Origin of the sequence: Enterococcus sp. AZ140 (assembly GCF_051714405.1) — a bacterium.
Lineage (GTDB): Bacteria > Bacillota > Bacilli > Lactobacillales > Enterococcaceae > Enterococcus_B > Enterococcus_B pernyi.
This window is the reverse complement of record NZ_JBIORU010000001.1, coordinates 580,008-606,630: the sequence shown is the minus strand read 5'-3', so window position 1 is coordinate 606,630 and position 26,623 is coordinate 580,008. Positions and strand designations below refer to the sequence as shown.

29 protein-coding genes are annotated in these 26,623 nt (G+C 38.9%); 4 read left to right on the top strand and 25 right to left on the bottom strand.

Annotation, left to right across the window (positions count from 1 at the left end):
* Positions 1 to 104: 104 nt before the first annotated feature.
* From IGJ39_RS02890 to IGJ39_RS02855, 8 genes are all read right to left on the bottom strand, one after another.
* Positions 105 to 470: a hypothetical protein gene (locus tag IGJ39_RS02890; RefSeq protein ID WP_019722369.1), complete on the bottom strand. Its 366-nt coding sequence runs from the start codon at positions 468 to 470 to the stop codon at positions 105 to 107.
* A 40-nt stretch (positions 471 to 510) separates the two neighbouring features.
* The gene (locus tag IGJ39_RS02885) at positions 511 to 1,068 is read right to left on the bottom strand and encodes a hypothetical protein (protein WP_019722370.1); all 558 of its coding nucleotides are present in this window, start codon (positions 1,066 to 1,068) and stop codon (positions 511 to 513) included.
* 25 nt (positions 1,069 to 1,093) lie between these two features.
* Positions 1,094 to 1,612 carry a hypothetical protein gene (locus tag IGJ39_RS02880; protein ID WP_019722371.1) on the bottom strand — a complete coding sequence of 173 codons (519 nt, stop codon included), beginning with the start codon at positions 1,610 to 1,612 and terminating at the stop codon, positions 1,094 to 1,096.
* A 31-nt stretch (positions 1,613 to 1,643) separates the two neighbouring features.
* Positions 1,644 to 4,115 carry a BspA family leucine-rich repeat surface protein gene (locus tag IGJ39_RS02875; protein ID WP_019722372.1) on the bottom strand — a complete coding sequence of 824 codons (2,472 nt, stop codon included), beginning with the start codon at positions 4,113 to 4,115 and terminating at the stop codon, positions 1,644 to 1,646.
* Positions 4,116 to 4,382: 267 nt separating this feature from the next.
* Positions 4,383 to 5,858 (bottom strand): helix-turn-helix domain-containing protein, encoded by a 1,476-nt coding sequence (locus IGJ39_RS02870; protein ID WP_019722373.1) that lies wholly within the window; start codon positions 5,856 to 5,858, stop codon positions 4,383 to 4,385.
* Between the two features lie 429 nt (positions 5,859 to 6,287).
* Entirely contained in the window at positions 6,288 to 6,890 is a 603-nt protein-coding gene (locus tag IGJ39_RS02865) for a YitT family protein (RefSeq protein WP_019722374.1), read from the bottom strand.
* A gap of 383 nt (positions 6,891 to 7,273) precedes the next feature.
* Positions 7,274 to 8,116: an S-formylglutathione hydrolase gene (gene fghA, locus IGJ39_RS02860; RefSeq protein WP_438764157.1), complete on the bottom strand. Its 843-nt coding sequence runs from the start codon at positions 8,114 to 8,116 to the stop codon at positions 7,274 to 7,276.
* A complete protein-coding gene (locus tag IGJ39_RS02855; protein ID WP_066025172.1) occupies positions 8,097 to 9,236 on the bottom strand; it encodes an S-(hydroxymethyl)glutathione dehydrogenase/class III alcohol dehydrogenase in 1,140 nt (379 codons plus the stop codon). The genes fghA and IGJ39_RS02855 overlap by 20 nt, the downstream gene beginning before the upstream one ends.
* A gap of 204 nt (positions 9,237 to 9,440) precedes the next feature.
* Here IGJ39_RS02855 and IGJ39_RS02850 point away from each other — a divergent pair, with 204 nt between their 5' ends.
* A complete protein-coding gene (locus tag IGJ39_RS02850) occupies positions 9,441 to 9,797 on the top strand; it encodes a winged helix-turn-helix transcriptional regulator (protein WP_019722377.1) in 357 nt (118 codons plus the stop codon).
* A 148-nt stretch (positions 9,798 to 9,945) separates the two neighbouring features.
* Here IGJ39_RS02850 and IGJ39_RS02845 read toward each other — a convergent pair whose 3' ends face one another.
* Together IGJ39_RS02845 and IGJ39_RS02840 are read right to left on the bottom strand one after the other, a co-directional pair.
* The gene (locus tag IGJ39_RS02845) at positions 9,946 to 10,227 is read right to left on the bottom strand and encodes a hypothetical protein (protein WP_065096225.1); all 282 of its coding nucleotides are present in this window, start codon (positions 10,225 to 10,227) and stop codon (positions 9,946 to 9,948) included.
* 415 nt (positions 10,228 to 10,642) lie between these two features.
* Positions 10,643 to 12,472 (bottom strand): glucose PTS transporter subunit IIA, encoded by a 1,830-nt coding sequence (locus IGJ39_RS02840; protein WP_104870676.1) that lies wholly within the window; start codon positions 12,470 to 12,472, stop codon positions 10,643 to 10,645.
* A gap of 273 nt (positions 12,473 to 12,745) precedes the next feature.
* Between IGJ39_RS02840 and IGJ39_RS02835 the strand changes: the two genes are divergently transcribed.
* Positions 12,746 to 13,945 carry an enolase C-terminal domain-like protein gene (locus IGJ39_RS02835; protein WP_019722380.1) on the top strand — a complete coding sequence of 400 codons (1,200 nt, stop codon included), beginning with the start codon at positions 12,746 to 12,748 and terminating at the stop codon, positions 13,943 to 13,945.
* Between the two features lie 125 nt (positions 13,946 to 14,070).
* Here the strand turns inward: IGJ39_RS02835 and IGJ39_RS02830 are convergent, their stop codons facing one another.
* The 7 genes from IGJ39_RS02830 to IGJ39_RS02800 all read right to left on the bottom strand — a co-directional run bounded on the left by IGJ39_RS02830 (position 14,071) and on the right by IGJ39_RS02800 (position 19,056).
* Entirely contained in the window at positions 14,071 to 14,385 is a 315-nt protein-coding gene (locus IGJ39_RS02830) for a type II toxin-antitoxin system PemK/MazF family toxin (protein ID WP_108145375.1), read from the bottom strand.
* A gap of 1 nt (position 14,386) precedes the next feature.
* Complete coding sequence (mazE, locus tag IGJ39_RS02825) at positions 14,387 to 14,629, bottom strand: type II toxin-antitoxin system PemI/MazE family antitoxin (protein ID WP_229048796.1); 243 nt, start codon at positions 14,627 to 14,629, stop codon at positions 14,387 to 14,389.
* A gap of 693 nt (positions 14,630 to 15,322) precedes the next feature.
* On the bottom strand, positions 15,323 to 16,030 hold the full coding sequence (locus tag IGJ39_RS02820) for a GntR family transcriptional regulator (protein WP_195339064.1): 708 nt from the start codon (positions 16,028 to 16,030) through the stop codon (positions 15,323 to 15,325).
* A 189-nt stretch (positions 16,031 to 16,219) separates the two neighbouring features.
* A complete protein-coding gene (locus tag IGJ39_RS02815) occupies positions 16,220 to 17,119 on the bottom strand; it encodes a LysM peptidoglycan-binding domain-containing protein (protein ID WP_195339065.1) in 900 nt (299 codons plus the stop codon).
* 118 nt (positions 17,120 to 17,237) lie between these two features.
* Positions 17,238 to 17,405, bottom strand: a complete 168-nt coding sequence (locus tag IGJ39_RS02810) for a hypothetical protein (RefSeq protein ID WP_010736259.1) — start codon at positions 17,403 to 17,405, stop codon at positions 17,238 to 17,240.
* A complete protein-coding gene (locus tag IGJ39_RS02805) occupies positions 17,405 to 18,082 on the bottom strand; it encodes an NAD(P)H-dependent oxidoreductase (RefSeq protein ID WP_195339066.1) in 678 nt (225 codons plus the stop codon). Before IGJ39_RS02805 ends, IGJ39_RS02810 begins: the two co-directional genes overlap by 1 nt.
* A 68-nt stretch (positions 18,083 to 18,150) precedes the next feature.
* Positions 18,151 to 19,056, bottom strand: coding sequence for an AraC family transcriptional regulator (locus IGJ39_RS02800; protein ID WP_010736261.1), 906 nt, complete (start codon positions 19,054 to 19,056; stop codon positions 18,151 to 18,153).
* Positions 19,057 to 19,283: 227 nt separating this feature from the next.
* On the opposite strand from IGJ39_RS02800, the gene IGJ39_RS02795 reads away from it, so the two are divergent.
* Complete coding sequence (locus IGJ39_RS02795; RefSeq protein WP_195339067.1) at positions 19,284 to 20,324, top strand: aldose epimerase family protein; 1,041 nt, start codon at positions 19,284 to 19,286, stop codon at positions 20,322 to 20,324.
* A complete protein-coding gene (locus tag IGJ39_RS02790) occupies positions 20,321 to 21,508 on the top strand; it encodes a galactokinase (RefSeq protein ID WP_066025178.1) in 1,188 nt (395 codons plus the stop codon). The genes IGJ39_RS02795 and IGJ39_RS02790 overlap by 4 nt, the downstream gene beginning before the upstream one ends.
* 175 nt (positions 21,509 to 21,683) lie before the next feature.
* On the opposite strand, the gene IGJ39_RS02785 is transcribed toward IGJ39_RS02790, so the two are convergent.
* From IGJ39_RS02785 to aroA, 8 genes are all read right to left on the bottom strand, one after another.
* Entirely contained in the window at positions 21,684 to 22,019 is a 336-nt protein-coding gene (locus tag IGJ39_RS02785; protein ID WP_229078383.1) for a type II toxin-antitoxin system PemK/MazF family toxin, read from the bottom strand.
* A complete protein-coding gene (locus tag IGJ39_RS02780; protein WP_019722390.1) occupies positions 22,012 to 22,287 on the bottom strand; it encodes a type II toxin-antitoxin system RelB/DinJ family antitoxin in 276 nt (91 codons plus the stop codon). Before IGJ39_RS02780 ends, IGJ39_RS02785 begins: the two co-directional genes overlap by 8 nt.
* Before the next feature lie 226 nt (positions 22,288 to 22,513).
* The gene (locus tag IGJ39_RS02775; RefSeq protein ID WP_010736264.1) at positions 22,514 to 23,023 is read right to left on the bottom strand and encodes a type 1 glutamine amidotransferase domain-containing protein; all 510 of its coding nucleotides are present in this window, start codon (positions 23,021 to 23,023) and stop codon (positions 22,514 to 22,516) included.
* 124 nt (positions 23,024 to 23,147) lie between these two features.
* Entirely contained in the window at positions 23,148 to 23,603 is a 456-nt protein-coding gene (locus tag IGJ39_RS02770) for a type II toxin-antitoxin system HicB family antitoxin (RefSeq protein WP_195339068.1), read from the bottom strand.
* A gap of 34 nt (positions 23,604 to 23,637) precedes the next feature.
* Positions 23,638 to 23,820, bottom strand: a complete 183-nt coding sequence (locus IGJ39_RS02765; protein WP_104775577.1) for a type II toxin-antitoxin system HicA family toxin — start codon at positions 23,818 to 23,820, stop codon at positions 23,638 to 23,640.
* Between the two features lie 146 nt (positions 23,821 to 23,966).
* On the bottom strand, positions 23,967 to 24,833 hold the full coding sequence (gene pheA / locus IGJ39_RS02760; protein ID WP_104775576.1) for a prephenate dehydratase: 867 nt from the start codon (positions 24,831 to 24,833) through the stop codon (positions 23,967 to 23,969).
* Entirely contained in the window at positions 24,830 to 25,336 is a 507-nt protein-coding gene (locus IGJ39_RS02755; protein ID WP_195339069.1) for a shikimate kinase, read from the bottom strand. Before IGJ39_RS02755 ends, pheA begins: the two co-directional genes overlap by 4 nt.
* On the bottom strand, positions 25,336 to 26,619 hold the full coding sequence (gene aroA / locus IGJ39_RS02750; protein WP_065096232.1) for a 3-phosphoshikimate 1-carboxyvinyltransferase: 1,284 nt from the start codon (positions 26,617 to 26,619) through the stop codon (positions 25,336 to 25,338). The genes IGJ39_RS02755 and aroA overlap by 1 nt, the downstream gene beginning before the upstream one ends.
* Positions 26,620 to 26,623: the final 4 nt, after the last annotated feature.

Here is a 26,623-nt window from a genome sequence, read left to right as displayed (position 1 = left end):
GTTGTGCTCATTCGGCATATACATCCACCATGAAACGAACAAACCAACAAGCCCCTTTCAATGACGGAGGCCTATTGGTTTGTTTCTTCTTTATTATTTTGTTTTTAGTAACTATTCTTTTTCGGACGTTTGTTACCTGAGCAATGATTCTTTCTAGTCGAAATAACAAGCCAGGCGGTAACGAGTAAATAGCCTAGCCACAAGAAACGCTGACCGCTCAAAGCGTTTGTTTTTGGTAGCTTCCCTTGTTTTAGTTCGGAAATATCAGCGACAAGGGTGTGCTTCTTGTCCTCGTTTCCATGTGATCCATTGATCGTTACACTTTTTTCTGTGCTAGTGTCTTCTCCAATTCGTCCAGTGACAGTGATTTGTCCCGTTGTCGTATCTGCACCAACTACCTCAGTAAGCAATCCATTAGCGATAATAAAGAATAGTCCCGTGATATAGAACAACTTCATTCTTCTTTGCATACGATTGATCCCTTCTTTTTGGGATTTAAGTGATTCTTTTTTACGCTACATTAGGAGAGAAACTCAAAACTAATTTAAATGTTGGGTTTAACTCTGCTGAGGCATTGACCGGCGTGACTTTACCAGTGAAAGTAAATTTTCCTTCATTCGTCCCTTGATTTCCTTGGAGTCTGAAAAGTTCAGCTACCGTTTCTGTTGGCTTGCCATCTTCAAACAAATCAATCGTATTCACTTTCAATGAGTCTACTTCAGCCATATTCGTTGGTGTATCTACGCCAGAAACGGAAGCAATCACGCCAACAGCAGAATTATTCGTAATCGTGTGTTCAGGTGACGTAATTGTGGTATGATTTGAGGCTTTTGTTGTGTAAAATAAGGCGGTTGTTGGAATCGTCACATTGATCCATTGATCCAAATCCTCAGGATTTGGTCCAGGTGTCGTATTATCGAATTCACCGATGATCCCACGTACAAGAACGTCTCCTGACGTCTCTCCTTCACGCCCGTCAATCACTTGCTCCGCTCTAGCGATTGTCCCAGTTGCCATGATCCCTACGATTGTTGCTGTACTTAGAAGTGCTGCTACTATTTTTTTCATCTAAATTCCCTCATTTTCTTTTTTTTTAGTTTTTAACGATAATCATTACTTCCGCCTCAGTGACCCCTTGTTTTTCTTTCGTTTCAGGATCATAAATATTAACGGTGGCTTTAGCAGGATACTCTCCTTTAGTTAATTGTTTTTCCAATTTTACATTCTCTACGAATTGGTTTGGATGGATGGCTCCCGAAGAATAAATCAACTCTCCAGTAGAGAGTAAAGAAATATCAACTGCGATCGGATAAACATTCGTCCCAGGATTGACAATCTCGATCGAGCCTTCACTCTGTCCGTTCTCAAAGACGGCTTCTGGATTGATTTGTAATGTAAAATAATTGGCATCGGCTACTTCTTGCGCACGTTCCGCCAAGCGTTGATCAGAGGCATCACCAACTGCTGGTAAAAGATCCGCACTGATCAATGGAACCTGATCTTTTGATTGATTGAAATAATAGGCAAGACCACCGGCAATCAACGAAAATAGCAAAAACCACAAGAGCCATTTACGCTTATTCTTATTTTGTGCTTGGTTCGTTTCCTCCAATGGATTCACCTCCTTGATAACTATTTTTTCTTTAAATTCGTGGGACGAATCGTAACACGATTCGGTAATTAGGCACGAGCGTGTTCTCGTAATAGCCTCCTTGCTCAATCTCAGGATTATCAACCCACCGTGGATAATCCCCATAAAAATCTCCTGATAAGGAAAGCGGTGTACGATCTCCTTCTGATAAACGAATCAGATGTTGCTCTGGCATCGTTGCGTATAACTGTTTTTTGACCTCTGGAGTTTGAATATTCAAGCGCAACAATGGCTTCGTAATATCCTCATAACTAGGATCCTCCACATCACTTTCTACATAGTCAAGTGGATCTTCCCCTTCTTTCAAAAGAACGATTCCAGCAGGATCATCAATAGCAACTTGGTTGATATACGTATCGACAGCTACCGAAGATTGGTTGTGGATCTCATAGGTTTGGCTCTCAAACTGGCGTTTCGATTCTTCTCCGTCATACAATGATTCAAAGATCATTTTGACAGGGATCGTTACCCGCAAATGTTCAACTTTTGAGGTCAGATCGATACCGATCGTCATCTGATATGCTTTATTGCCGACTTCAAGAATAGCGTAGTAACTTCCGTCTTCTTCACTATCTAACGAAAGATCGGTCTCAATGATGCGAAAATCATTGGTTATGTCTTCTTCGGATAAGATGTTTCTTGCTTGCGCACGACTTTCTTGGAGAATGAGCGCATGTAATCCTTCGACTGTCTCTAACTCATTGATCTTTGAACGATCTAACGTAAAGTTATTGCTCCGATAATCAATCCCTTTGATGACTATTTGCTCTTCTGTCACATCCCCAGTTGTATCCCCAGAAGGCTTTGACAGTTTGATTTCGACCTTTGACCCCGTTTCGAGCCGTTCATTTTCTGCTAAGTTGATTTGGAAGGAACGAACTTTCTGTTGGTTATCTTGATAGTCTCCCCAGACAATACGAGGAGAATCTTTTTCAAGAACAATCGTATTTCCTTCTGTGTTTTTATAGGTAATCGTCAAATGATCCACCAATTCTGTGGCATGACCGTGAATCGCTACAGATTGGTCACTCACAGGGTCCAGTTTGGCAATGAGTTGTTCAGGCGGAACTGGCTCCCAGATGTAAGTACCTGGATAAGTGCCATCATAGTTATTCATAAACTCGGTTGAGTTTTCAAACGCGATAACCCCCGTTTCGCTCGTTAAACTTTCTTCTAAAACCCACCGTCCTGTATATTGATCAGTTATTTCAATCTGTGGCAAATTTGTCGAACCAACTGATGACGCGGTTAGGAAAACCGTTTTTTCTCCCAGAACGATTGTCTTTAAAGGTGTATTATTAAACATAGCTACAACAAAAATGCTTCTTGCTATATCCCAATTACTGATATCTAATTTTGTTAAAGACGTTGCACCACTGAACATATACACAGTAGAAACTAAAGCGGAGGTATTCCAATTACCTAAATCTAGTTCTGTGATTGAGCTTGCCAATTGGAACATGCCACCCATATCTGTGACATTTGACGTATCCCAATTACGTAAATCTAATTCTCTTAGATTTGATGTACCGGAAAACATCATCTGCATGTTTTCGACATTTGAAACATCCATTCTATCAATATTCTCGATTATTTCCAGATTTCGCAAGTCTATAAACAGAGCCCGTGAATTTTTCGGTAATATCACTTGATCTTCCACGATGATTTGCTTAACTGAAGAATGGGTTTTCCAAGGTGCATCTGCTACTGCGCCAGCTTCTCCACTATATAATCTGATTGTTTCAGTTCCTTCCTCATACGACCAAGGAACCGTTCCCCATAGATTCTGTTCAGGCTCGTAGGTATAGACAACCGTTTGTTCTTCTACTCTAAAAGTTCCAGAGGCATTTTCGGGAGTCTTACTCAATTGCCAACCACTAATGCTTAACGCTTCGGTTGTGTAGGTTTGATCAACTAATCCAGTCAGCACGCTAGAATCAGCTAATTGATTCCCTTCCTCATCTTCATGCTTTACAGTAACATTTCCACCTTGAACTGGTTCAAAGACTGCACGAATCACAGAGTTTCCAGCTCCATTTTGGCTTACAGCAAGTTCCTGGCTAGTTGGATGAAATATAACTATTGGACCTGAAGCGACTTCCCAGCGTAAAAATCGGTAACCGGGATTGGGAAATGCATTCATATTCCCCAGGCTCTCTCCGACACGGAGCCATACCACATTCGATCCTGACGAATCAGTTCGTCTAGGATTACCACCAGCTGGTGGACTTGCAACTAATTCTAAACGATACTCAGTCGTACGATTACTTCCCTCTTTACTATTTTCTAATTCTTCTGATTCTTCTGTCTTTTCTGTATATTCCGAAATCGCTGTTACTTCATGATTATCAGAAGAGCTTGACTGATCAGCCGCATAAGTGAGTTGAAACGGGAGATGGTGCAAAAGCAAAACCATAATCAATAATAACTTTCCAACGATTCGGCTAATTGTATTTATGTTCATACCACTCCTCCTAGTATTTGACCTACTGCATTATTCTTATTAGAAACTTATAGCGAGCAACGTTTAGACATTCTTTTTATCAACTGTCATTTCTTATGGGCTCGAAGATAACTCTTTTCCCAAAAATTCTGTAAGTCAATTTGCATGTTTATTACTTCACTAAGATTACATTGATTTTTTAATGAAATAAAATCATCTATTTCATTAACGTCTGAAATAAATGAAAAAAAACAGTCGCTATTTTTATTAGCAACTGTAAGAAAAACATTAATTATAGGTTTTACGATAAGGATTTATTTTTCTTTCTAGTCGTTGCCAATCATGATCATCTGGAACAGCTTTTAACAAGAGAAAATCGCTCTCAATGATGTAATCTAAAAGATAGCGATTGTAGTTTGTCACAATCAAATCAATATGTGCGGCGTTCAATACTTCTTCTGCTAGATAATAAAGCGGTAAAAAAACTAATGTATGTTTACTCCCAAATTGTTGGCGTACACGAGTTATAATTTGTTGACAAACAAAATGATCCCCTTCCAGAAGAAAGTAAATTGTTTTACTTGGTAAATAAAAATCGAAAATCAAATTACTATAAATCGTTAAACTCACACTTATATCTTCCATGTATTTTGAAGAAATAGAGTAGTTTTTCCTTTCTTTTTTTAAAAAACCTAAATTCCGCTGATAATTCTCATTATCTGAGCGTATGACTGCTTTTTTTATCTCTATCGCCTCTTTATTTAACACAGGTGATAACAAATCATTTATTTTTCTAGAGAGAAAAAACGAGCGTAAGAATGTTGTGATTTTTTGATCAATATTTTGGGGGAAATCAAATTCCTTTAGATATCGATTCGTGAGTTGAGAAATTTCTGTGCCTTCATGAAAATCTTTATAAAACTTTTTCTCTGATTCTTCATGGTCTAGGGTACGTTTACAGATAGTGACTAAATAAATCCAAGCGAATTCTTCTTTTGATAATTCGACCTTATAAAGTTTCTTGATGTCCTCTTTCAAAGAATGAAGGAGAGAGAAATTCTTTGCTTTGTATGCTAATTTCGCCAATTTTCTAGGAATCTCTATAGAAAAACCCAGTCCTGCACGTTTGATTGCGATAAAAAAAGTATAATAAAAGGCTGCCGGCGTAGTTCCAGATCCAACCTCATCTTGGCCCAATTTATTGCTTAATTTTTTTAAAACCAATTCATGTAATTCAATATCAGGAACAAGCGTATAGGGCGTTTCTACTCCTTCATAATAAAAATCTTTGAAGAATTTTCGCAAATTAGCTTCTCTTCCTTCAATCGACACAGGATTAGATACCCACTCTAGTCCATAACTCTCTAAAACTGTGGTTGATCGATTCAATAATCGCCGAAAGGTACTCTCTGAAAAATGATAGAAATGTGCAAGTTCATCGATATTTGACAATTCCCCTAAAAAAATATTGCCGATAATTTCAAATAAACATTCATTTTCTAATAATTGTTGTTTTTTTTCTTGGTATATCGAAGGTTTTTTTTCTTCAAAAAGGATTCCACTATTGCCTGACTCTAAACTGATACAATCATCAAAATAGTCTTTGATGTACTTGATATCATTGGCAATCGTTCGTTGTGTCACTTGGATTTTTTCGGCCACTTCTCCAATCGTAAACAAACGTCTTCGTTCAATCATACTCAATATTCGAAACAAACGGCTCGTCGTCCGATTACTGATAAATGCCAATTGTAGATCTTTCAAGTTTTCCACCTCATTTTTAAATGAACGCTTTTCTTTATACTTAAATATAAATAACATAAGCAAGCGGAATGATAAACTATATTGTTTTGTTACTAAATGGAACTAGACATGAAAAAGTAGCAAGATTTGCTCTTTTTACTCTTATAGCACATGATTTTTTTTATCATCCGATTATTCTGATAGTTTAAATTTTTTGTTAGAATTTCAACTGTAAGCATCCATTGTAAATGAGTCCGGTGAATTATTCTCTATTTAAGAGTTAGAAACGACTGATGTTTGCCATCACAACTATTCACGGGAAAAAAATCAATCATAATTGTTATCTAGCTATTAGGGTAAAAGGATTGATTTTTTATTTAACGTAATTAGGCAGAAGTCGCCCATCCTCTCTAGCTGGATGATGACTGCCGTTCGGAATGAGGGGTGCCGTTAGCAACTCGAAAACCAACAGTTTTTCACAGTTTTGTTGGATAGCTTCGAGAATAGATTCATCGTTAGCAAAACTAGAATATTCGAAGTCAAAGCAAGTAAAAATTGATCAAAACCAAAAATACTCCAATTTAGCAGTATGACTATACCATCTATGAAAAACAAGCCTGTAGAGAGTTTTATATTGAAATATTTTTTTAAAATTATCGGTGGAATGGACGTTCCTCCACTAGAAGAATTTTGTGAATAAACAATGGACATACCTACAGAAAAAATTAGACTTCCCAAAACGATCGATAAAATTTTATTTTCAGTAAACATTATTTTAGGTACATAAGTTAACAATAACGGTAGAACTAAACTACCATATAAAACTTTCATAAATACTTGTTTACCTAAATAAATGATTGCTAATAGCAACATAACTGAATTTAATGCAAGCACGACGAGTGAACGATCTACTCGAACAAGGTATTCAAGTAATATTCCTAGACCACTCGTTCCTCCAGCAGCAATATAATGTGGGCCAAAAAACATATTGATACTAATTGATAGTATCCACAGCCCCAAAGTAATCGTTAAATATTTGAATAGATTTTTCATATGCGCCTCCTAATATTTTTTAATGCAAGAACACAAAAAGGGATTAGATAAGAATATTCTTATCTAATCCCTTTGGATCCTCCGAAACTTTAATTAAGTTAACACATCTATTCTAAAAAGTAAACCTGTTAATTTTGTTTTTTAATTTTGACTCACAGAATTACACCGCTATAAACAATTGAAACTAGTATCCGGCAGAACTCCTTTCACTAATTGGCTTTAGTGGCTCTGTGCACGATCTAGTCAAACTAAAGAGGTATCTCTCAAAAAAAATTTCAGGTTTCATTGCTTATTGCTTATAGTTGCATCTTTCTGTCTTCTTCTGATTTTCCAGTTAGTTGCTCGTTTGTCTGACTCAAATTCCATCTCTTACAATGGTCTTTTCACTGTTTCAAATAGCTCGCATGAAAAGCAATATGTTGTTCTACAAATGTAGCAATGGTGAAGTAGCTATGATCATAGCCTTCTTCTTTTTGGTAGAAAACTTCGTGTTTCGCTGATTCTGCTGCTGTTAAAAAAGCTTCTTCATTGAGCTGGACTTCGTAGAATGGATCAGCCATTCCTTGTGTGATCAGGATAGGCGGTTGACTGATTGTTTCTTTTTTGATCAGTTCAGTGGCATCCCATTCACTCCATGTCGCTTGGTCAGGACCTAGATAAGCGGTGAATGCTTTTTGTCCCCATGGTACGTTTGAGGGGTTCGAAATTGGTGCAAAAGCAGAGATCGAAGCAAAGCGTGCTGGATTTTTCAGACCGATCACTAACGAACCATGCCCACCCATGGAATGACCCATGATACTTTCTTTTCCAGAAAGATTTGGGATCAAGGAGTAGATGATCTCAGTCAGCTCTTTCGTAAGGTAGTCGTACATTTGGAAGTCTTTCTTCCAAGGTTCTTGTGTTGCATTCAAGTAAAAGCCAGCCCCTTGACCGAGATCCCAATCTTCACTGTCAGCAACATCCCCCCGAGGCGATGTGTCCGGCATGACGAAGGCGATTTGCTGTTCTGCTGCATAGCGTTGGAATCCACCTTTGATACTAAAATTATCATCTGTACTTGTTAAACCAGCTAACCACCAAATGAGTGGGATTTCTTGATTTTCAACAGTGGTTTCTGGTAGATACACGCTGAATGTCATCTCACAATGTAGCGTTTCTGACAGGTGACGGTATTTGATTTGTTGCCCGCCAAACGACCGATGTGTTTCAATTTTCTGTAGTTCCATCCGTGTCACCTCCATAAGTGAGCATGGTGCGAATGGATTCTCCACGATGCAACAGCTCAAGTGATTCATTGATTTGTGTAAAATCTAAACGATGGGTGATGAATGAATCTAAATCAATTCGACCGTTCAAGTAATCTTCCACCATACCTGGCAATTGGCTTCGCCCTTTGACACCGCCAAAAGCCGAACCGCGCCAGACACGACCAGTCACTAGTTGGAACGGACGCGTGTGGATTTCTTTTCCAGCTCCGGCTACACCGATAATGATGCTTTCGCCCCAGCCTTTGTGACAGGCTTCAAGTGCGGAACGCATCACTTCCACATTACCAATACACTCAAAACTGTAATCTACGCCTCCATTGGTCATTTCTACGATGACTTCTTGAATCGGACGATCATGTGTTTTAGGATCAACAAAGTCCGTTGCACCCATTTTTTTAGCTAACGGCCATTTTTCAGGGTTCCTATCGATTGCAATGATTCGTTTGGCGTTGGCTTTTTTCAATCCCTGGATTACTGCTAAACCAATCGCTCCTAGTCCAAAGACAGCTGTGACCGCTCCTTCTTCAACTTTCGCCGTGTTTTCCACAGCGCCTAATCCTGTTGTTACACCACACCCTAATAGTGGGACGGTATCTAACGGAGCATCCTCTGTGATTTTCACCAAATTGATTTCATTGACGACAGTATACTCACTAAACGTACTTGTACCCATATAGTGATAAATCGGCTCGCCTTTGTAAGAAAAACGTGTCGTACCATCTGGCATTAGACCTTTTCCTTGCGTTTCACGGACAGCAGAGCATAGATTGGTTTTTCCTGACAAGCAAAACTCACACTTCCCACATTCTGGGGTATACAACGGGATCACATGATCACCCACTTCAACAGATGACACATCATCACCAACTTTGACAACGATACCGGCGCCTTCATGACCTAAGACCGCAGGAAAAACTCCTTCTGGATCTTCCCCTGATAAGGTAAACGCATCTGTATGACAGACAGAAGTGTACAAAATTTTTACCATGACTTCCGTCGGTTTCGGATCAGCAACATCGATTTCAACGATTTCTAACGGTTTTCCTGGTTCAAATGCTACGGCAGCTCTACTTTTCATTTTTCGTCCTTCTTTCTTATTCCGCTCGTCTGGTTCTTTGTTATTGAGCGAATCCGTAATCTTTCCACTTCATCGTATCATAGGCTGTGTTGAGAAACAAAACTGACAAACTTGTCAGTATCCTCAATTTCTTTACTTCTATTGGTGAGATTTGTATAATAGCAACTATTGCTGTCGAATAAATAAATCAAAGTGAGGTCCTTTATGTATCAATACCATGAAAAAGAGTTTACCAATACGAAAGATTTAGCCATGCACGTCCTTAGTGGAAAATACAAGATCGTCTTGATTTGGTGTTTTTTACAACAACCGATTTTACGATTAAGTGAGATTGAGAAAATGTTACCAGACATCAACCAACGCATGTTGATTCGCCAATTAAGAGAATTAGAAAGCGATCATTTACTCACACGTAAAGTCTATCCCGTAGTCCCGCCAAAAGTAGAGTATCAATTGACCGAGATCGGGCGCGAACTCTCAACGATCGTCCAACATATCTGCGATTGGGGGGATCATTATTATGAAGTCGTTGCTGATCTTTCAACGGATATAGCGGATTGATTCTGTAAATGATGGAAAGATGGTTTTTCTATCACAGTAAAGACAGTTCTTGAGACAATAAAAATCCCATATAGTTGATAGTAGAATGAACATCTTCTCTTATCGACCGTATGGGAAAGTGGGGAAGTATTTTAAAAAGTTGGATCAATCAAAACTCGAATGTTGTCGCTTCCAAAAGCGTCACTTCATCTTGTGGATTTTTGTTGATTTTGTAAGTCACTAATTTTTTACTCTGTGTGGGGCCAAACATGTTGACTTTGCACAAGATCCAATAGTTTGTCCCAGCAACTACTTGTGTTCCTAATAGCGCAAATGGTATAGCTTCACTACTGTCATCTAACGTTTTGCGTGCTTCTTCTACCAGCTTCTTGTGTTCATCAGTAATCGTTGGTGCGTCTGGAATAGTGATTCCTCCATCTAAATCAGTCATATCTATCGCCTCCTAAGCTTATTTTAAAAGCGCTTACCACTTCTTAAAATAAGGATAATTTATTTTTAAAAAAACATCAAATAAAACAACCCGAAGAATTCCACACACTGAATGAATCTTTTTTGTATTTTCCCTCCTTCACCTATCCACCATACCATTCCCCACTGCATTAAAAACCACTAACACTCATAAAACAGTAAAAAACAGCTGATAAACCAGTATTACCAAAGCCCCTAACACCTAGCGAATCATGGAATCGCATAAAATCTATTCATGTTTTACTCAACCAATTAAATAACTTTAAAACAAAAAATAGATAACGATATACTCAAAAAAACTTGAGGTTATCAACAACAAAAAACATACGCCAATCTTTGAAGATGGCGTATGTTCTCTTGATCATGCTATTTTCATTTTACCCATTCAACAAGGCACGTTCCAAGAGCGCTCCAGCTTGGTGCTGCCCTTCTAGGTTTCGTTCCCCGGAGAATTTCGACACGCGATCCATGTTCGTGATCACAACGATGACCATACTCTTTTTCCCTTGACTATGGATATACGGCAAATCCATTTGAGCAATTTTAGTGTCAACGGTTACCTGATCACCGACCTTTACAAGGACATCGAATCCTGCCCCATTCAAGTTGACAGTATCAATTCCCATATGGACTAATACTTCGACGCCATTACTAGTTTTAATTCCTAACGCATGTTTGGAAGGGAAAATCGTAGTGACTTTTCCGCTGACCGGTGCAAAGATGGCACCATCGATTGACTCGATTGCAAAACCATCCCCCATCATTTTCGTTGAAAAAACTTCATCAGGCACATCTTCTAAAGGAATATATTCTCCTTTAGCTACAGCGTGTAGATTCACTTCGTTCGTGTACTCCGTATCTTCTGCTTGTTCATTTGGTACTAAGAAATAAGTAATCGCAAAAGAGGAAACTAAGGCAATCACTATCCCAAGTACCGCAAACACAAAATACTGACCAATATAGGCGGGTAAGCTAAAAATACTTGATAAAATATAGCCGTAGATCCGAACACCAAAGAAACTGATAAACGCTGAAGCGATCGAGCTACCGATCGTAGCTGCCATAAACGCTTTCTTGTATTTTGATAAGATCCCGAAAAGTGCAGGTTCAGTGATTCCTAATAGACCAGAAACAGCAGAAGATAGAACCAATGATTTTTCTTCTTTTGATTTCACTTTCAAGTAAATAGCCGCTGTCGCCCCAGTAATCGCCATGTTTGCCATAAACATCATCGGCATCAACATATCATAGCCTTGATTCGCAAAATTTTGTAAGGCAATTGGGGTCATCGCATGATGCAACCCAGTAAAGATTGCAATTGGACGAATCGCACCGACCACGATACCAGCTAACACTGGCGAGATTGAGAATAACCATGCCACACCAGCTGCTAAGAGGTTACCTAAATGAATACTGATTGGACCAATCACTGTTAGTGTCAATAAACCTGCAACGAATAGTGAAATGGTTGGTGTGAACACCGTTCGTAACACTTGTGGTAATAGCTTATCCACCCAACGATAAATGTAGCTGAGTGCCAATACCGCAAAAATGATTGGGATAACTGTTCCTGCATAATTAAAGACAGGAACTGGAATAATGCCAAACAGTTGAAAAGCAGAGATCGAACCTTCAGCAACCGCTGTCGTCATGGTGGGAAATTGTAAAGTTGCAGCGATTGCAATCGCTAAATATGGATTCGTTTTGAAGATCCGAGCGGCAGAAGCAGCAACGAAAAATGGCAAGAAAGTAAATACGCCACTCGCAATCATATCAATGATCAAATACGTATCTGTCTGGTTCGAAATGACATTCAATGCCACTAAACCGGCCATCAAACCCTTAATCATTCCTGCCCCAGCAATTGCTGGTACGATCGGACCAAATACACCGGAAACAGTATCCATAAATAAGGATACGACGCCTTTTTTCTCTCCTTCACTTCGTTCACTTGTTTCATCTAACCCTAATTCTTTCGCAATTGGTGCAAAATAGTCAGCGACTTCTGTACCGATCACGACTTGCAGTTGTTCGCTTTGATATTTTGTCCCCACCACTTTCGGTGTTTTTTCCAACGCAGCATAATCCACTTTTTTCTCATCTTTTAAATCAAACCGTAATCGTGTCATACAATGCCAAGCGTTGTTGATATTACTTGCTCCACCCACATGTTGTATGATTTGTTTTGCTATTTCTTCATGCTTCACTTGTTCTCCCCCTTATTCTCATCAAACAATGATTCTTGTTTCCGCTTTCACCCAAATAGTAGCATGTGGAACGCCACTTGTAAAACCAGTCCTTTTTAGTAAATAACCAATGAAAAAGCTTTAATATCAACGTTTATAAAAATACTAACGTAAAATTGGACTGATTTTTATTCGGTTTAGATGTTTTTATTAGACCAAATTGACAGGATGTTCTTCCCCATGTTTCAATGAGGATGCACACGATTCATATTTATGTATATTGGAGTGAAAAAAATGACACCAACGATCATTACAAATATAAAAAGTTACGCAATCAAACCAGATCGTCACAACTTGTTAGTCGTAAAAGTTGAAACAGATAAAGGCGTGACCGGCTTCGGTTGCGGCACTTTCCAATTTCGTCCTTTGGCTGTCCAGACCGTAGTTGAAGAATACTTAAAACCTTTACTGATTGGACGCGATGCGAATCAAATCGAAGACCTTTGGCAAGTCATGAATGTCAATTCTTACTGGCGGAATGGGCCAATCACAAATAACGCCATTTCAGGTGTCGATATGGCGCTCTGGGATATCAAAGGGAAAATCGCTGATATGCCATTGTATCAGTTATTCGGCGGAAAAGCTCGAACAGCAATTCCTGCGTATACGCACGCTGTCGCAGATAATTTAGAAGACCTTGATCGTGAAATCGAGACATTTCTCGCACAAGGGTATCGCTATATTCGTTGTCAATTAGGTTTTTATGGGGGAAATCCAACGAATTTAGCCACACCTGAACAACCACTTGCTGGCTCTTATTTCGATCAAGAAGAATACATGTCCACTACGCTGTCCATGTTTGAACATATCCAAAACAAATATGGCGATCGTTTCCAAATGTTACACGATGTTCACGAACGCTTGCATCCTAACCAAGCGATCCGTTTTGCAAAAAAAGCAGAAAAGTACAATCTTTTCTTTTTAGAAGATATTCTACCGCCAAACCAAAATGAATGGTTGGCTCAATTGCGAAGTCAATCAACGACCCCGATTGCTACTGGAGAATTGTTCAATAATCCAATGGAATGGAAAGAATTAGTTCGCAATCGTCAAATCGACTATATGCGTGCCCATGTCTCACAAATCGGCGGGATCACGCCTGCCTTGAAATTGGCACACTTTTGCGAAGCGATGGGGATACGAATCGCTTGGCATACGCCATCTGATATCACACCGATCGGCTTAGCAGTGAATACGCATTTGAACATCCATTTGCACAATGCGGCGATCCAAGAAAACATCGATGTTCCTGAAAATACGAAACAACTTTTCGGAAATATCCCCACACCAAAAAAAGGCTTTTTCTATCCGATCGAACAAAGTGGGATCGGTGTCACATTCAATGAAGAACAGGCAGCAGAATTTCCAGTTGTCTATCGCCCACATGAATGGACACAAAGCCGTACACCAGACGGGACGATCGTGACACCTTAATTCCCAAAAAAGCTATCCTTACACGAAACATGTAAGGATAGCTTTTTTGGTTCCGCTGTATTCCTCTTATTACAATAATGAATACACGTGTAAACCTTAGCAGCTTTTTATGTAAAACATAATTTTCAAAAATCAATTTCTAAAGAATAATCTAAAATCTGTTTGACTTGAAGAAAATCGTCTCCTCTTAGACGATCAATAAATTCTTTACTAATAATCCGGTCAGTATCAAAGCTATGAATTTGTCTAGCGTGCACTCTTCCACGTTTCTTGTAATCATTCAAAGAAACATACCCAGAAAAGTTATTCCCCCCAGTCGTTACCGGACAGACAATAATATAGTTCGTTTTTTTATTGTAAGCATTTGAGGAAACAACTAAAGTCGGGTGCTTCCCTCTTATTTCCCTGCCAAAAGAAGGCGTAGAATTAAGCCAGATCAAATCACCTTGTTGAGGTTCCTAGATTTTTCCCAATCTCCTCTTTTGCTATTGTTTGCCATCCCTCATCTTCATCCTTTTGAAATGGTTTATCCGATAAAAATGGATTTTCTATTTTGGGTGTGAATATTAATCCTCCATTCTTAGATTTATATACGACATATTTTGATCCAGCTTCAACCTGATACTGTTTAGGAATTGAAATAGAGATAGAATTCCCTATTTTACGAGCTTTTACATTAATCATCATTTATCACTCCTCATAAAATAAATTTTACAACGTAAAAGATACTAATACAAAAATAAATCAATAGAGTTCTCAGACCTTCTTAATCTTTTATTTAATGCCACATTCTCATTAAACACTTATTGAATATTGACTTAAAAAAGGCATATAATCAACTTAAATCACAATAATAATTTTAAGGAGAATGAACATCTATGTCGAATAAAACCCAAGCTGGGAGTAAACTTATTCAAGTTATTTGGTTGTTACAACTTTTAACTTTGTATACTTTTTTCCTAACAACTAACGATCAATCCTACCAGCTATCGAATCTGATCATGAAGTTACTTATCATGCTCTCTCTAGGTCTACAGAGTATTTTTATACGCAGTAACAGGAACTATAAATTTGGTATTATTTTTACATACAATCAATCAACAATTGCTCAAATAGTTGAAAGACTTATTTGGTTCATACTCATTGTAAGTTATTTTTTTGTGTTTTATATTTTCTATTATAAATAATAGATATAACTTACTTCACTTATCAAGCACTTGTAATAAAAGCACTGATGATTGCGTTTTACGCTTCATCAGTGCTTTCTTCACAATCACTATCAACTAATTCGTTTTAATATTTTCTCCCTTAACTTTCAAAAAAGCTATATTTTTACAGAAGTTTTTTCCTTAAGCTATTTTGAGACTACTCAAATCCTCAATCAATCCTCGACCGATGGATCTCACGGTCAAAGGGGCGGATGTAAGTCACAGAGTAGTCGATAGCAATGATGCTGCTGTATTCATAGACTTGTCCATCTTCTAATATGGCTCGGTTCGTGATTTGCATGGCTGGTGTACCGCGTTTACATAGCAATATTTTTGATTGTTCTTTGGAAGTCGTGATTGGGTCATAACTCGTGATATAGTGAGAAATTCGATAGCCTTTTTGTTCCACATATTTTTGGATGGAATGCTCGATGACTTCTTGGGACAGGTCGGGAAACATTGCTACCGGCATTTTTGACATTTCTAACTGCTCGATTTTATAATCAACGACTCGAATACGTTCAAATGTCCAAACTTCGGCGCCTTCATCAAGTTGAAAGATTTTTTGCTCATCCGCCGTTGCTGGTGCTTTGTTTAAACTGATCATTTTTGAATGGATCCGATCATAAGGGGTACGTGTCAAAGAATTGAAGATCAAGGGATTTTTGACCCATTTTTCATGGATAAAGATACCTGATCCTTGAACGACACGGACAATACCGATTTCTTCTAGGTTTTTGATCGCTTGTTGGATCGTAAAGCGAGAAACATGATAGATTTCCGCTAGTTTTCGTTGATTCGGTAATTTTCCATCTTTGAATTCTTCTTGATAGATCTTACTCAATAAATCTTGGACGATGAATTCTCGTTTTTTCATGATCTTCTCCTTTACGGGTTACTTTCACTTCTTTATCTTAACAAAAAAACAACCAATCACAACCCACTCATGACGAGCCAGTGGCGAACGAAATGTATTTAGAACAAAAAAGCCACAAAAATTGGCAAAAAGAACCATTTTTGTGACTTCATCTAATCAATTGAAGTTGAATCTTTCTTCTTGATCTTCCTAATTCAAACGTAATTCTTGACCAGGGTTAAAGAAGAAATCATCCATCGTCATGCCATTCAAGGACAAGATCGTCTCAACTGGCACACCCGTCCGTTGCGCAATTTGATTTGGACCTTCGCCTTCACGTACAACGGTTGTAGCTGCTTGATTGGCTTGATTGCTCATATCTTCTGTGGACTGTGCCGTGTACTGACTGGCTTGTGACTCCGACGTTTCTGTTGTTTCTGGTGTCGCTTCCGTCGAAGGTGTCGTCTCTTCCGAAGAGGATTCGCTACTAGGTGTCGCTGCTTGAAGTTCCGCACTTGTTCGCAGATAAATGTCGGAGATCCGAGCGACCTGCGCCGTGTAACTTGCAGATAGCTGATTGATCATGGTATCTAGGTCGATATCCTCCTTGTTGGAAGCATCTTGGTACATCCCTCTTAATTTACTGATTCCTTCATCCGACAAGGCTTGAAGTTCTCTTGCTTTTCGGTTGGCAATGACCGAAAGACCATTGACACCGTCTTGATTGTTTTGGATCTCTGCTTGGTATTCTTCGATCAACACTGGGGTTTTATCTTCGATTTTCTTCGAATAATCTGCAACGACTGCTTGTAGTTGTTCAGAAATAGCTCCTGAAGGTTCTGTTGCTTCGCTGCTTTCTTGTGTTGCTTCAGTTTCAGATGAAGCAGTAGTTGAAGCTGTGGACGATTGCGTCGTTTCACTCGTCTTTGCTACCGAGTTTTCACTGGCATTGTTTCTACTATGGAGATATAATCCAGTACCTGCACCAACCAGTAGTAAGACTACTGCAACAGCGGCACCGATTTTCATCATACGCATGCGTGATGCTTGTTTCTGTTGTTGTCTTCGAGCTGATCGAACATTGCCACGCTGTTCATTTTCTTCATTCATTTCATTCACCACCTGTTATTTCTGTAAAAAAAATAGCGTTACCAACTTTCTTGTAGTTCCATTGTAGCAAATAATAAGCGTTATGAACATTTTTTATTATGTTATTACTGAAGAAAAATCACCATTTTTGATGATTCCAAGATTCTCCATCGATTTCTCCTTGCAACTGCTCGATCCGTTCATTGATTTCGACAAATAAGCGTGACATTTCATGAAGTAAGGCTTTGCCCTCATAATCCGCTTGTGTACTCAATTCGGCTAATTGTTCTGTCAACCATTGATCCATTATAAGGTCTTTCCTTTCATCTCTTGTAGTATAAATGTCAGATCTTCAATATTTTCTTTGGCTTCTTCTAACATCGTTTCGATCATCTGCTGCTTCATCGGTGCTTTTTCCTTGATGCGTTCATTTTGCGCAAATCGTTCGATAAACCAATCGATCCGATTGATCAATGAAGGTTTTTCGACTAATGTGAGATATTGCTGATAACTGATCAAGCGTTCAAATCGTTGTTCTTGAGTCAAGTACATGAACTGTGCTAAAACAAACGGAGGTAAAAAGGTCATCTGGAATTTATGGGCAATTCGTTGGTAAGGACGCAAATACTCCGAGATCGTATACTCTTCTTTCCCACCTGCTTGGTATTCTTTTTCACTCACGCCGGTTGTTAAGACGATCCCTAATTCTTTACCTGATAAGACTGCTGTTGCCGCTTCTAACACTTGGTCTTGCCACATTTTCAAATGGGCTGGCGCGCTATACCAATAGAAAGGAAATTGGAAGATGATCCGATCATGCTCTTTCAATAAAGCAAGTTCTGCTTGAAGATCAATTTTCCCATCTGGATAACAAGCTTCTAGATGATGCCAAGTAGTCGATAGCTGGCTGGATGCTTCTTTAAAAAACTGTTGGTTCAACGATGTGTCAATTGTCGGATGGCTGACAATAATCAATGTTTTCATAGCTTTTTCCTCCCGTTTTCTAGTCTAGCATATCCCAAGAAAAACCCAGTCAACAATGCCTTTATGTCTTAGGTTGCCCAAGAAATGATGGCTTGTTCTTCTAATTGCTTTTTTAATTGTTCTGCGGAAACTCCTTTGATCTTTTCGTTATTCATTCGTCTACGATAGTTTGTCGCCGTCTCACCAGTGAATTTCTTGAACATGCGGCTAAATACGACCAAACTATTGAAGCCGACTTGATAAGCGATTGCTTCAACGGATTCTTCCGTCAGAGATAAGAGAAACGCTGCCCGATTGATGCGAACACCGATCATATATTCTTTGATACTGATCCCCATGTGATTTTTGAACACACGAGAGAGATGACTTCGGTTAACGGATAATTTTTTTGCGATCTCCTCAACAGTCAAACGCTCGCTGTAATGTTCTTCGATATACTGTACCGCATCAACAGCGAGGGCTGAATAACTTTTTTGTTCTCCTAAATGAACATAGCCACCATCTTCTAATAAGAGCGCGAGCAATTGATACGTCAACGCATTTAATTGCAGCTCATCGACTAGATTTTTTGTCGAGTAATTCATACATGCCAAGATAATCTCCACATATCTAGCAATTTCTGAAGAAACCATCGTGTATTGATCATCTTTGAATAAAGAATGTTGAATGATTTTATCGGCTACTGCCCCACCGAAGGAAATCCAACAGTAGACCCAAGGATCTTCACCATCCGCCAAATAAAAAGTAGAATCACCCGGTCTAATCAAAAAAAGATCACCTTTTTTTAATTGATATTGCTGATCTTTTACGCGATAGACTCCTTTTCCTTCCATCACGATATGCAAAATATAATCTTGACGAATAGCTGGTCCAAATGAATGAAAGGGCAATGTTTTAGAAAAACCGCAAAAGTCAAAGTATAGTTCTTGTGAGATGGATTGATGTTCTTTTTTCAAAAAAATCGCTTTTTCCATTGACGTACCCTCTTTCGTATTTTCTTTATTCTACTATAGATGCAACAAAAAGTTAAATACTGCTCACAGAAATACATTCAAGCAAGTGCTCTTCTTTGATATGATTGAATGGTAAAAATAGTAACTACCTGATTGTAAACGCTTCATTTAATGGTATAGTTAATTTGACTAGGTATAAATTACGCCTACACCAACTACTAATCCAGCACCAAGAAAGGACTACTTAAATGGACATTACTAAAAAAACATTTGGACAATCTGCACATTTGATTACTTTAACCAATCAACAGGGTACGACCCTCGCTGTTACCGATTTAGGCGCACGGATCGTCAGTTTGACATTCATGGATAGAGAGTTGATCCTAGGTTTTGATTCAGCAGAAGAATATCTCGAAAAAGATGCCTTTATCGGAGCAACGATCGGACGAACTGCTGGGCGGATCGATGCAGGCAAATTCATCCTCGACGGCCAGACGTATCAACTACCTGTCGATCCCGCAACTGGTCATTCCTTACATGGTAGTGCGCCAAGTTTTGAAGAAAAAATCTGGCAATACGAAATCATTGATGGCGAACAAGAAGCCACTGTGATCTTTACCACGACTAGTCCCGATAAAGAGCGTGGTTTTCCAGGGAATTTATCCGTAGAAGTTCGCTATACCCTTACAGAAGATAATATTTGGCGTGTCACAACGAAAGCAGTCAGTGATCAATTGACACTATTCAACCCAACCAATCATGTTTATTTCAACTTGAGTGGTGATGTGACGCAACCAATCGATGACCATACTTTGTGGGTCAACAGTCACGCGTTTGCTGAATTACGACCGGACAGCATTCCGACAGGTGAACAAATAGAAGTGACTGGAACACCGTTTGATTTTCAAACACCAACAAAACTAACGACTGTTTTCACCAGTGACTTTCCACAAAAAGAATTATTTGATGGAATCGATCATCCGTTCTTCTTAAAGGACACAGGCTTAGATAAAACAGCCGCTTCTCTTTTAAGTCCAGATGAAACAATCAAAGTCAGTGTCAGGACGGATGCATCGAGTATCGTCATTTTCACTGCCAACTTTGGGGAAGATACACCTGAAATGCGCGGGCAACGTTTAGCGAACCATGGCGGCATCACTTTTGAAACACAAATCGCTCCAGGAGCAGAACGTTACCCTTCTTTTGGCGACATATCTTTGGTACCGGAAACACCATTTGAGACGATTACAGAATTCAAACTTGAAGCAAGAGAGGAACAAGACAGATGAATAAAACAGCACATTTAACAACGAAATTCAATGAATTATTTGGTGAAAAACCAACATCAAACTATTTTTCACCTGGGCGAATCAACTTGATCGGTGAACACACGGACTACAACGGTGGACACGTTTTTCCTGCATCGATCACTTATGGCACTTACGGCGTTGCTGCACGTCGAGAAGACAACAAAGTATTAGTTTACTCAACAAACTTTGAGGAAATCGGCGTGATCGAATTCACGCTTGATGACCTGACATTTGATAAAAAAGACAACTGGGCAAATTATGTCAAAGGAATGATCTTGAAACTAAAAGAAGCTGGCTATACCATCGAGAGCGGTTTTGAATTGGTGATTGAAGGAACGATCCCTAATGGTGCCGGACTTTCTAGCAGTGCTTCGTTAGAATTATTAGTGGGGGTTGTTCTGGAAGATTTGTTTGATTTAGCGATCGATCGTTTGACACTCGTTCAAACTGGAAAAAAAGTAGAAAATGAATTCATTGGTGTCAATTCAGGGATCATGGATCAATTTGCGATCGGTTTTGGAGAAATCGACCATGCCATCTTGCTAGATACGAATACATTACACTATGAAATGGTCCCAGTTAAATTAGATGACTACGCTGTGGTTATCATGAACACGAATAAGCGACGTGAATTAGCAGAATCGAAGTATAATGAACGCCGCAGTGAATGTGAAGAAGCCTTGAAACGTCTACAAACGAAGCTGGACATCAAAGCTTTAGGCGAATTAGATGAAGCGACTTTCGAAGCGAATACGGACTTGATCGGTGATGATACACTGATCCGTCGTGCACGTCACGCCGTCACTGAAAATCAACGAACATTAAAAGCAAAAGCTGAATTGGAGCAAGGAAACTTAGAAGCTTTCGGTCTATTATTGAATGATTCTCATTACTCACTCCGTCATGATTACGAAGTCACAGGCATCGAATTAGATACACTTGTAGATGCTGCACAAGCGCAACCTGGTGTATTAGGCGCACGAATGACAGGCGCAGGATTTGGTGGCTGTGCCATCGCTCTAGTCAAAGAAGAGGAAATCCCCGCCTTTAAAGAAAATGTCCATGCACGTTATTTAGAGGTTGTAGGATATGAGCCAGAGTTCTATGTGGCACATATTGGAAGTGGTACGACGAAAATCACAACAGATACCTCTATTTCATAATCTTCTTTTTTCAAGAAACAGGTTTAGAAAAATAGCATGATAACATATATAGCAATAAGTAATAAGGTAGGAATTGAGAAAATCGTTTCTCAATTCCTACCTTATTATCGTAAAAGTATATGAATCTAAAAAACTATCTTGACCCAATAAAACAGCTAGAGTTACTTGAATTTCTTTAGTTATCCTCACTGTTAGCTTCAAGAAATGCTTCGAGTCGAGTCATATCATGTTTAGATAATTCTCCTATATCTTTACACTTAAAAAAAGTTGATTTTTTTGAAAGAATAAATAAATTTCCAGTATCAATCCAAGACTCTTTTTTTAAGTTAGAGTCTATCCAATCTTCAATATGAAAATAGAATTTTTTTATCGAATCGGATTTATTTCTAAACTTACTAGTTATTGCATAAAAGAATACTTCATTCTTATTATTTTCCACAATCAAAACAGGTCTTCGTTTTCCACCTTCACTTCCAACATAGGCAACATACATTGATACGATTTTATTCATCATCATTTAACCAAGCTTCTAAAGTCTCATTGTCCTCTATTCTAGTTATATTAGATGACTTTTTTGCTAGTCTAGCAATTCTTCTTGCTTGCTTTGTTCGTTCAGACAACTTTACTTCAAAAGGCAATCCACCCTCCTCGATTACTTGTTTATAAAAAACAGTAATTGCAGTTGTTGGATTCATGCCTAAATCTTGCAAAATATCTTCAGCTTCCGTTTTTAAATCACTCTCAACAGCGACTTGAATTCTTTCTTTTTTTGTTTTCATCTTCTACACCTCCGAACATATTATACTCACTATAAACTCTTTTTTTTTATTTTATCAATATATATGTAAAAAAGATAGTATAAAACAAGTAAAGTCAATCAGCCTTCTTTTTCACAAAAAAAGATAGAAAGAAGCTATATGCATTCTTTCTATCTCAATCATTCTAAAATTTTTTTATTACTCGTATCACTATTTTGACTTGCAACGCTACAAAGTGTTCAGTCGTTTAACCCAAGATCTCAACAATTGCTTTGTTGAATTCAGGCAAGTCATCTGGTGTACGGCTAGTAACTAATTGATTATCGATCACCACTGCTTCATCTTTGACATTGGCGCCAGCGTAAGCCACATCTGGACGAACAGTATCGTAAGCAGTCATTGTTCTGCCTTCTGTTAGACCGGTTTGGATAAACAATTGTGGGCCATGACAGATAGCAAATAACGGTTGGTCATTTTTCAAGAAGTAAGTAACAAAATCAACAAAACGTTGATCCTTACGTAATTGATCCGGTGAGAATCCTCCAGGGATCAAGAGCGCATCGAAATCTTCAGGAGAAACTTCATCAATGCTGCGATCGATCGTGAACTCGCCACCTTTTTTGCCTTTGATCGTTTGGTTTGCTTCAAAACCAATCGTTGTCACTTCATTCCCCGCATTTTCCAATGCTTCTTTTGGTGAAGTCAACTCAATATCTTCGACTAAATCAGTTACGATTGCTGCAATTTTTTTTGCCATTTTTCCTCTTCCTTTCTTATCGCTTAATTCTAGCCTAAAGGATTTCAGAAAAGTGTGCAAATCATCTGTTTATGATTTATAACTTATTTTATTTAAAAGAAAAATGATAGTTTCTCTTTTAAAGTTAAGCACCTAGTTTTTCACGAACAATGGCTTCAGTCAATGTCTTTGAAAAATTTAGATGCATTTCTTTGCCTAACTTATCTGCCCATTTTGGGATCGTTAACGTCTTTTTTACAGGTTCCTCTGAGCCTAAATATTCTGTTAGATCGACAAAGACCATTGAAATAAATGATTTTTCAGCATCATATTCTAATATGAACTCAGAGTCACTTTTAAAAGGGTTATTTTCTATAAGTGACAATGAATTGATAAGAGATGGTTCAGGTAATGTTCGGTCTTCTTCTATCTCAGCCGCCAAAAGAATACCTAAGTAATCAGAGGCATTTTCGAGCGCTTCAGGAATGTCAGATCCGCTTGTACCAGCCATCTCCGGAAAATCTGGAAAGAAAACAGAAAATACCGAGTCATAGACTTCACTTGTTTCTAAATAGAATAATGCCGGATATGAAACAAGCATGATTCTCCTCCTCTCTCAAGAAGCAGGAACAAAGCTATTTTAACCCTGCCTGCCTTAGTATCCCATGTTCTGTCCCTTTAGGTAGCTTGGAAGGAACAATGATTGGTCGATTTACTCCTGGTAGTTTCACTTTTATATGAGAACCTTTTCCACCTTTAACTTTTAACCCACCTATGGAAATCAAGAGTTTGACCATTTCCTGTTGTGTCATTGGCATTGTTACAATACCTCCTGACATATCTATACTAACACGTGTAACACGTGAAGAAAAGAAAAAACACGTGTTATACGTGTAAAATCAAATATAGAAAAATTATTCAATAAAAAAAACCAAGGCAGCTATCTAGGTTCAGCTGCTTTGATTTATTTTCTGTATGTCGCTTTTTTATCCTCACAGCTACGGTACACTGGATATTCTCCAATCAATTGGACCGGAAATGCTCGCTGTTCCAGTAGTTTGATTGCTTCGTTCAATTTTGTATCTGCTTGTTCAATCTCTACTTCGATCACGAAAAAGTATTCACCTAACGAGGTTTTTTGCGGTCTAGACTCGATTTTGGTCAAATTAAGTTTTTGTTCTGCAAATACCGCAAGTACTTGATATAACGCACCTGGGCGATTTTCTGGCAAGTCTACAAATAGTGTTGCTTTGTAAGTACTGACTGGTAACTTAGATGACATCGGTGAGGAACCTAGTAGCCAAAAACGGGTTTCATTGTTGCGGATCGATTGGATATCTTGCTGAACGATGGTCAAACCAAACTGTTCCGCAGCTTCTTTAGGTCCGATTGCCGCGATTTTTTGTTCAGGATGCTCGGCAACTTGTTGGGCACCTTGGGCAGTCGAACCCATTTGCTCGATTTCCACGTCAGGGAACTGTTGCTTCAAAAATACTTGCGATTGTGCCAACGCTTGCGGATGACTACAGATTTTTGTTACCTCTTGCCACGTCTGTTGATGCTCAGGATGCACCATCAATTGTTGCTTGATGGGCAAAACGATTTCTCCTTGGATCGTTGGTAAGGTTTCATAGACATGGTCTAATGTGGGCAATACGGAACCTTCGATGGAATTTTCGATCGGTACCATCGCATAATCGATCGCATCGTTGATCTGGGCATCAATCAAATTTGTTAAAGCTTGATACGGAGACCAATCGCCTTCGTTGAAATAATTCTTTACTGCACTATATGTGAAGGAACCTTTTGGGCCTAGATAACCAATTTTCATCGATTCATCACCTGCTTTATGATTTCTGAGACAATTTCTGCTGGTGACTTACCAGTTGTTTCTATCGTAAGATCTGCTAATGTTTCATAGTGTTTTTTCCGCGAAAAAAATAATTCTTTTAACTTTGTATCATCTTTATCGAGTGCCAACGGACGGGCTTGTTTGTGATCTTGGCGGATACGTTTGATCAAAAGATCGGGATCAGCTTTTAAGTAAACCACCAGATGATCTGTCAGCAGTCGTTGATTTTCTTCTTGTAGGATAACTCCCCCACCTGTCGCAATGATCGCTTCTTCTTGCAACGAGTTTTTCAACAGCTTCGTTTCTTCCTGTCGAAAGGCAGCTTCGCCATGTAATTCAAAATACTGACTGATCGAACAGCCAAACTCCTCGACTAATTTTGTATCCATATCGATCAATGGTTTCTTTAACTGCATAGAAAGCTTGCGACTGATCGTTGTTTTACCGGCGCCCATAAAACCAATCAGCACAATTGCAGCCATTAGTTTTTCTCCTTGATCAGACCAGCTAGATCAGTGAAGAAGTCAGGATAAGAAATATTTATCGCTTCTGGATGGTTCAATTCAACTGGTTCATCGGTCAATAATGCGGCAATCTGTAACATCATGCCAATGCGATGATCCCCATGACTGTCAACAATTGCCCCATGTAAAGGTGTCGGACCATGAATGATCAGCCCATCATCTGTTGTTTCGATGTTTGCGCCCATTTTTATCAATTCTTCCGCTGTCGCATCGATGCGATTTGTTTCTTTCACTTTTAATTCTTGTGCGTCCCGAATGATCGTCGTGCCTTGTGCTTGTGTTGCAGCTAATGCCAAAATCGGTAATTCATCGATCAAGCGAGGAATGATTTCTCCTTCGATCGTACACGCCTGCAAGTTGGCAGAACGTACCATTAAGTCAGCCGCTTGATTTTGTTGATCGATCTGCATTTCTTGGATCGAAGCCCCCATTTTGATCAATACATCTAAAATCCCTGTTCGTGTTGGATTGATTCCTACTTGTTTCAATAAGACTTCACTATCTGGCAAAATACTTGCTGCGACTAGATAAAAGGCTGCTGACGAAATATCCCCAGGTACCGCCACGTTTTGTCCAACTAACCGTTGCCCGCCAGCAAGTGTGATCACTTTATCTTCTACTCTGATTTCTCCACCAAATTGTTTGATCATTTCTTCTGTATGATTCCGTGAGCGTTCTTTTTCGATGATCGTTGTCTCACCATCTGCTTGAAGTGCCGCGAATAAAATCGCTGATTTGACTTGCGCACTAGCAATCGGCATCTCATATTCGATTGGTTTCAAAGGCCCACCAGTCACTCGTAAAGGTGGTAGATCTGGATGTTCGATCCCTTTAAGATCCGCACCCATTTCACGTAAAGGATTCATCACTCTCCCCATCGGGCGACGATTCAACGAGTCATCTCCAGACACTTCTGCCGAAATCTTACTTCCAGCTAAAATCCCTAAAAGTAAACGGATCGTTGTACCAGAATTACCTGCATCTAAACGTTCTGTTGGTGTTTGTAATCCCTCTACGCCATGACCATAAACATGGATTTTCTCTTCTTCCTCTTCTATTCTCACACCTAATTGTCTAAATATGGACATCGTACTCAAGCAATCTTCTGCTTTTAAAAAGTTCGTTATCGTCGTTTTTCCATGACTGATTGCACCAAACATGATGCTGCGATGAGAAATCGACTTATCTGCTGGAACCGTTAGCTCACCTTTGATTCCATGTGTAGCATTAAGTAATTGCATTGTC

What these genes read in the sequence shown, in the direction of transcription:
- IGJ39_RS02790 (WP_066025178.1), top strand. Translation starts at nt 20,321, where the DNA reads ATGAATAAAACAGCACATTTAACAACGAAATTCAATGAATTATTTGGT.
- IGJ39_RS02845 (WP_065096225.1), bottom strand. Translation starts at nt 10,227, where the DNA reads ATGACTGATTTAGATGGAGGAATCACTATTCCAGACGCACCAACGATT.
- IGJ39_RS02780 (WP_019722390.1), bottom strand. Translation starts at nt 22,287, where the DNA reads ATGAAAACAAAAAAAGAAAGAATTCAAGTCGCTGTTGAGAGTGATTTA.
- IGJ39_RS02775 (WP_010736264.1), bottom strand. Translation starts at nt 23,023, where the DNA reads ATGGCAAAAAAAATTGCAGCAATCGTAACTGATTTAGTCGAAGATATT.
- IGJ39_RS02755 (WP_195339069.1), bottom strand. Translation starts at nt 25,336, where the DNA reads ATGGCTGCAATTGTGCTGATTGGTTTTATGGGCGCCGGTAAAACAACG.
- IGJ39_RS02850 (WP_019722377.1), top strand. Translation starts at nt 9,441, where the DNA reads ATGTATCAATACCATGAAAAAGAGTTTACCAATACGAAAGATTTAGCC.
- aroA (WP_065096232.1), bottom strand. Translation starts at nt 26,619, where the DNA reads ATGCAATTACTTAATGCTACACATGGAATCAAAGGTGAGCTAACGGTT.
- IGJ39_RS02815 (WP_195339065.1), bottom strand. Translation starts at nt 17,119, where the DNA reads ATGAATGAAGAAAATGAACAGCGTGGCAATGTTCGATCAGCTCGAAGA.
- IGJ39_RS02785 (WP_229078383.1), bottom strand. Translation starts at nt 22,019, where the DNA reads ATGAATAAAATCGTATCAATGTATGTTGCCTATGTTGGAAGTGAAGGT.
- IGJ39_RS02890 (WP_019722369.1), bottom strand. Translation starts at nt 470, where the DNA reads ATGCAAAGAAGAATGAAGTTGTTCTATATCACGGGACTATTCTTTATT.
- fghA (WP_438764157.1), bottom strand. Translation starts at nt 8,116, where the DNA reads ATGGAACTACAGAAAATTGAAACACATCGGTCGTTTGGCGGGCAACAA.
- IGJ39_RS02770 (WP_195339068.1), bottom strand. Translation starts at nt 23,603, where the DNA reads ATGCTTGTTTCATATCCGGCATTATTCTATTTAGAAACAAGTGAAGTC.
- IGJ39_RS02885 (WP_019722370.1), bottom strand. Translation starts at nt 1,068, where the DNA reads ATGAAAAAAATAGTAGCAGCACTTCTAAGTACAGCAACAATCGTAGGG.
- IGJ39_RS02805 (WP_195339066.1), bottom strand. Translation starts at nt 18,082, where the DNA reads ATGAAAACATTGATTATTGTCAGCCATCCGACAATTGACACATCGTTG.
- IGJ39_RS02855 (WP_066025172.1), bottom strand. Translation starts at nt 9,236, where the DNA reads ATGAAAAGTAGAGCTGCCGTAGCATTTGAACCAGGAAAACCGTTAGAA.
- IGJ39_RS02810 (WP_010736259.1), bottom strand. Translation starts at nt 17,405, where the DNA reads ATGGATCAATGGTTGACAGAACAATTAGCCGAATTGAGTACACAAGCG.
- IGJ39_RS02865 (WP_019722374.1), bottom strand. Translation starts at nt 6,890, where the DNA reads ATGAAAAATCTATTCAAATATTTAACGATTACTTTGGGGCTGTGGATA.
- IGJ39_RS02765 (WP_104775577.1), bottom strand. Translation starts at nt 23,820, where the DNA reads ATGCCAATGACACAACAGGAAATGGTCAAACTCTTGATTTCCATAGGT.
- IGJ39_RS02835 (WP_019722380.1), top strand. Translation starts at nt 12,746, where the DNA reads ATGACACCAACGATCATTACAAATATAAAAAGTTACGCAATCAAACCA.
- IGJ39_RS02795 (WP_195339067.1), top strand. Translation starts at nt 19,284, where the DNA reads ATGGACATTACTAAAAAAACATTTGGACAATCTGCACATTTGATTACT.
- mazE (WP_229048796.1), bottom strand. Translation starts at nt 14,629, where the DNA reads ATGATTAATGTAAAAGCTCGTAAAATAGGGAATTCTATCTCTATTTCA.
- IGJ39_RS02820 (WP_195339064.1), bottom strand. Translation starts at nt 16,030, where the DNA reads ATGAAAAAACGAGAATTCATCGTCCAAGATTTATTGAGTAAGATCTAT.
- IGJ39_RS02875 (WP_019722372.1), bottom strand. Translation starts at nt 4,115, where the DNA reads ATGAACATAAATACAATTAGCCGAATCGTTGGAAAGTTATTATTGATT.
- IGJ39_RS02800 (WP_010736261.1), bottom strand. Translation starts at nt 19,056, where the DNA reads ATGGAAAAAGCGATTTTTTTGAAAAAAGAACATCAATCCATCTCACAA.
- pheA (WP_104775576.1), bottom strand. Translation starts at nt 24,833, where the DNA reads ATGAAAATTGGTTATCTAGGCCCAAAAGGTTCCTTCACATATAGTGCA.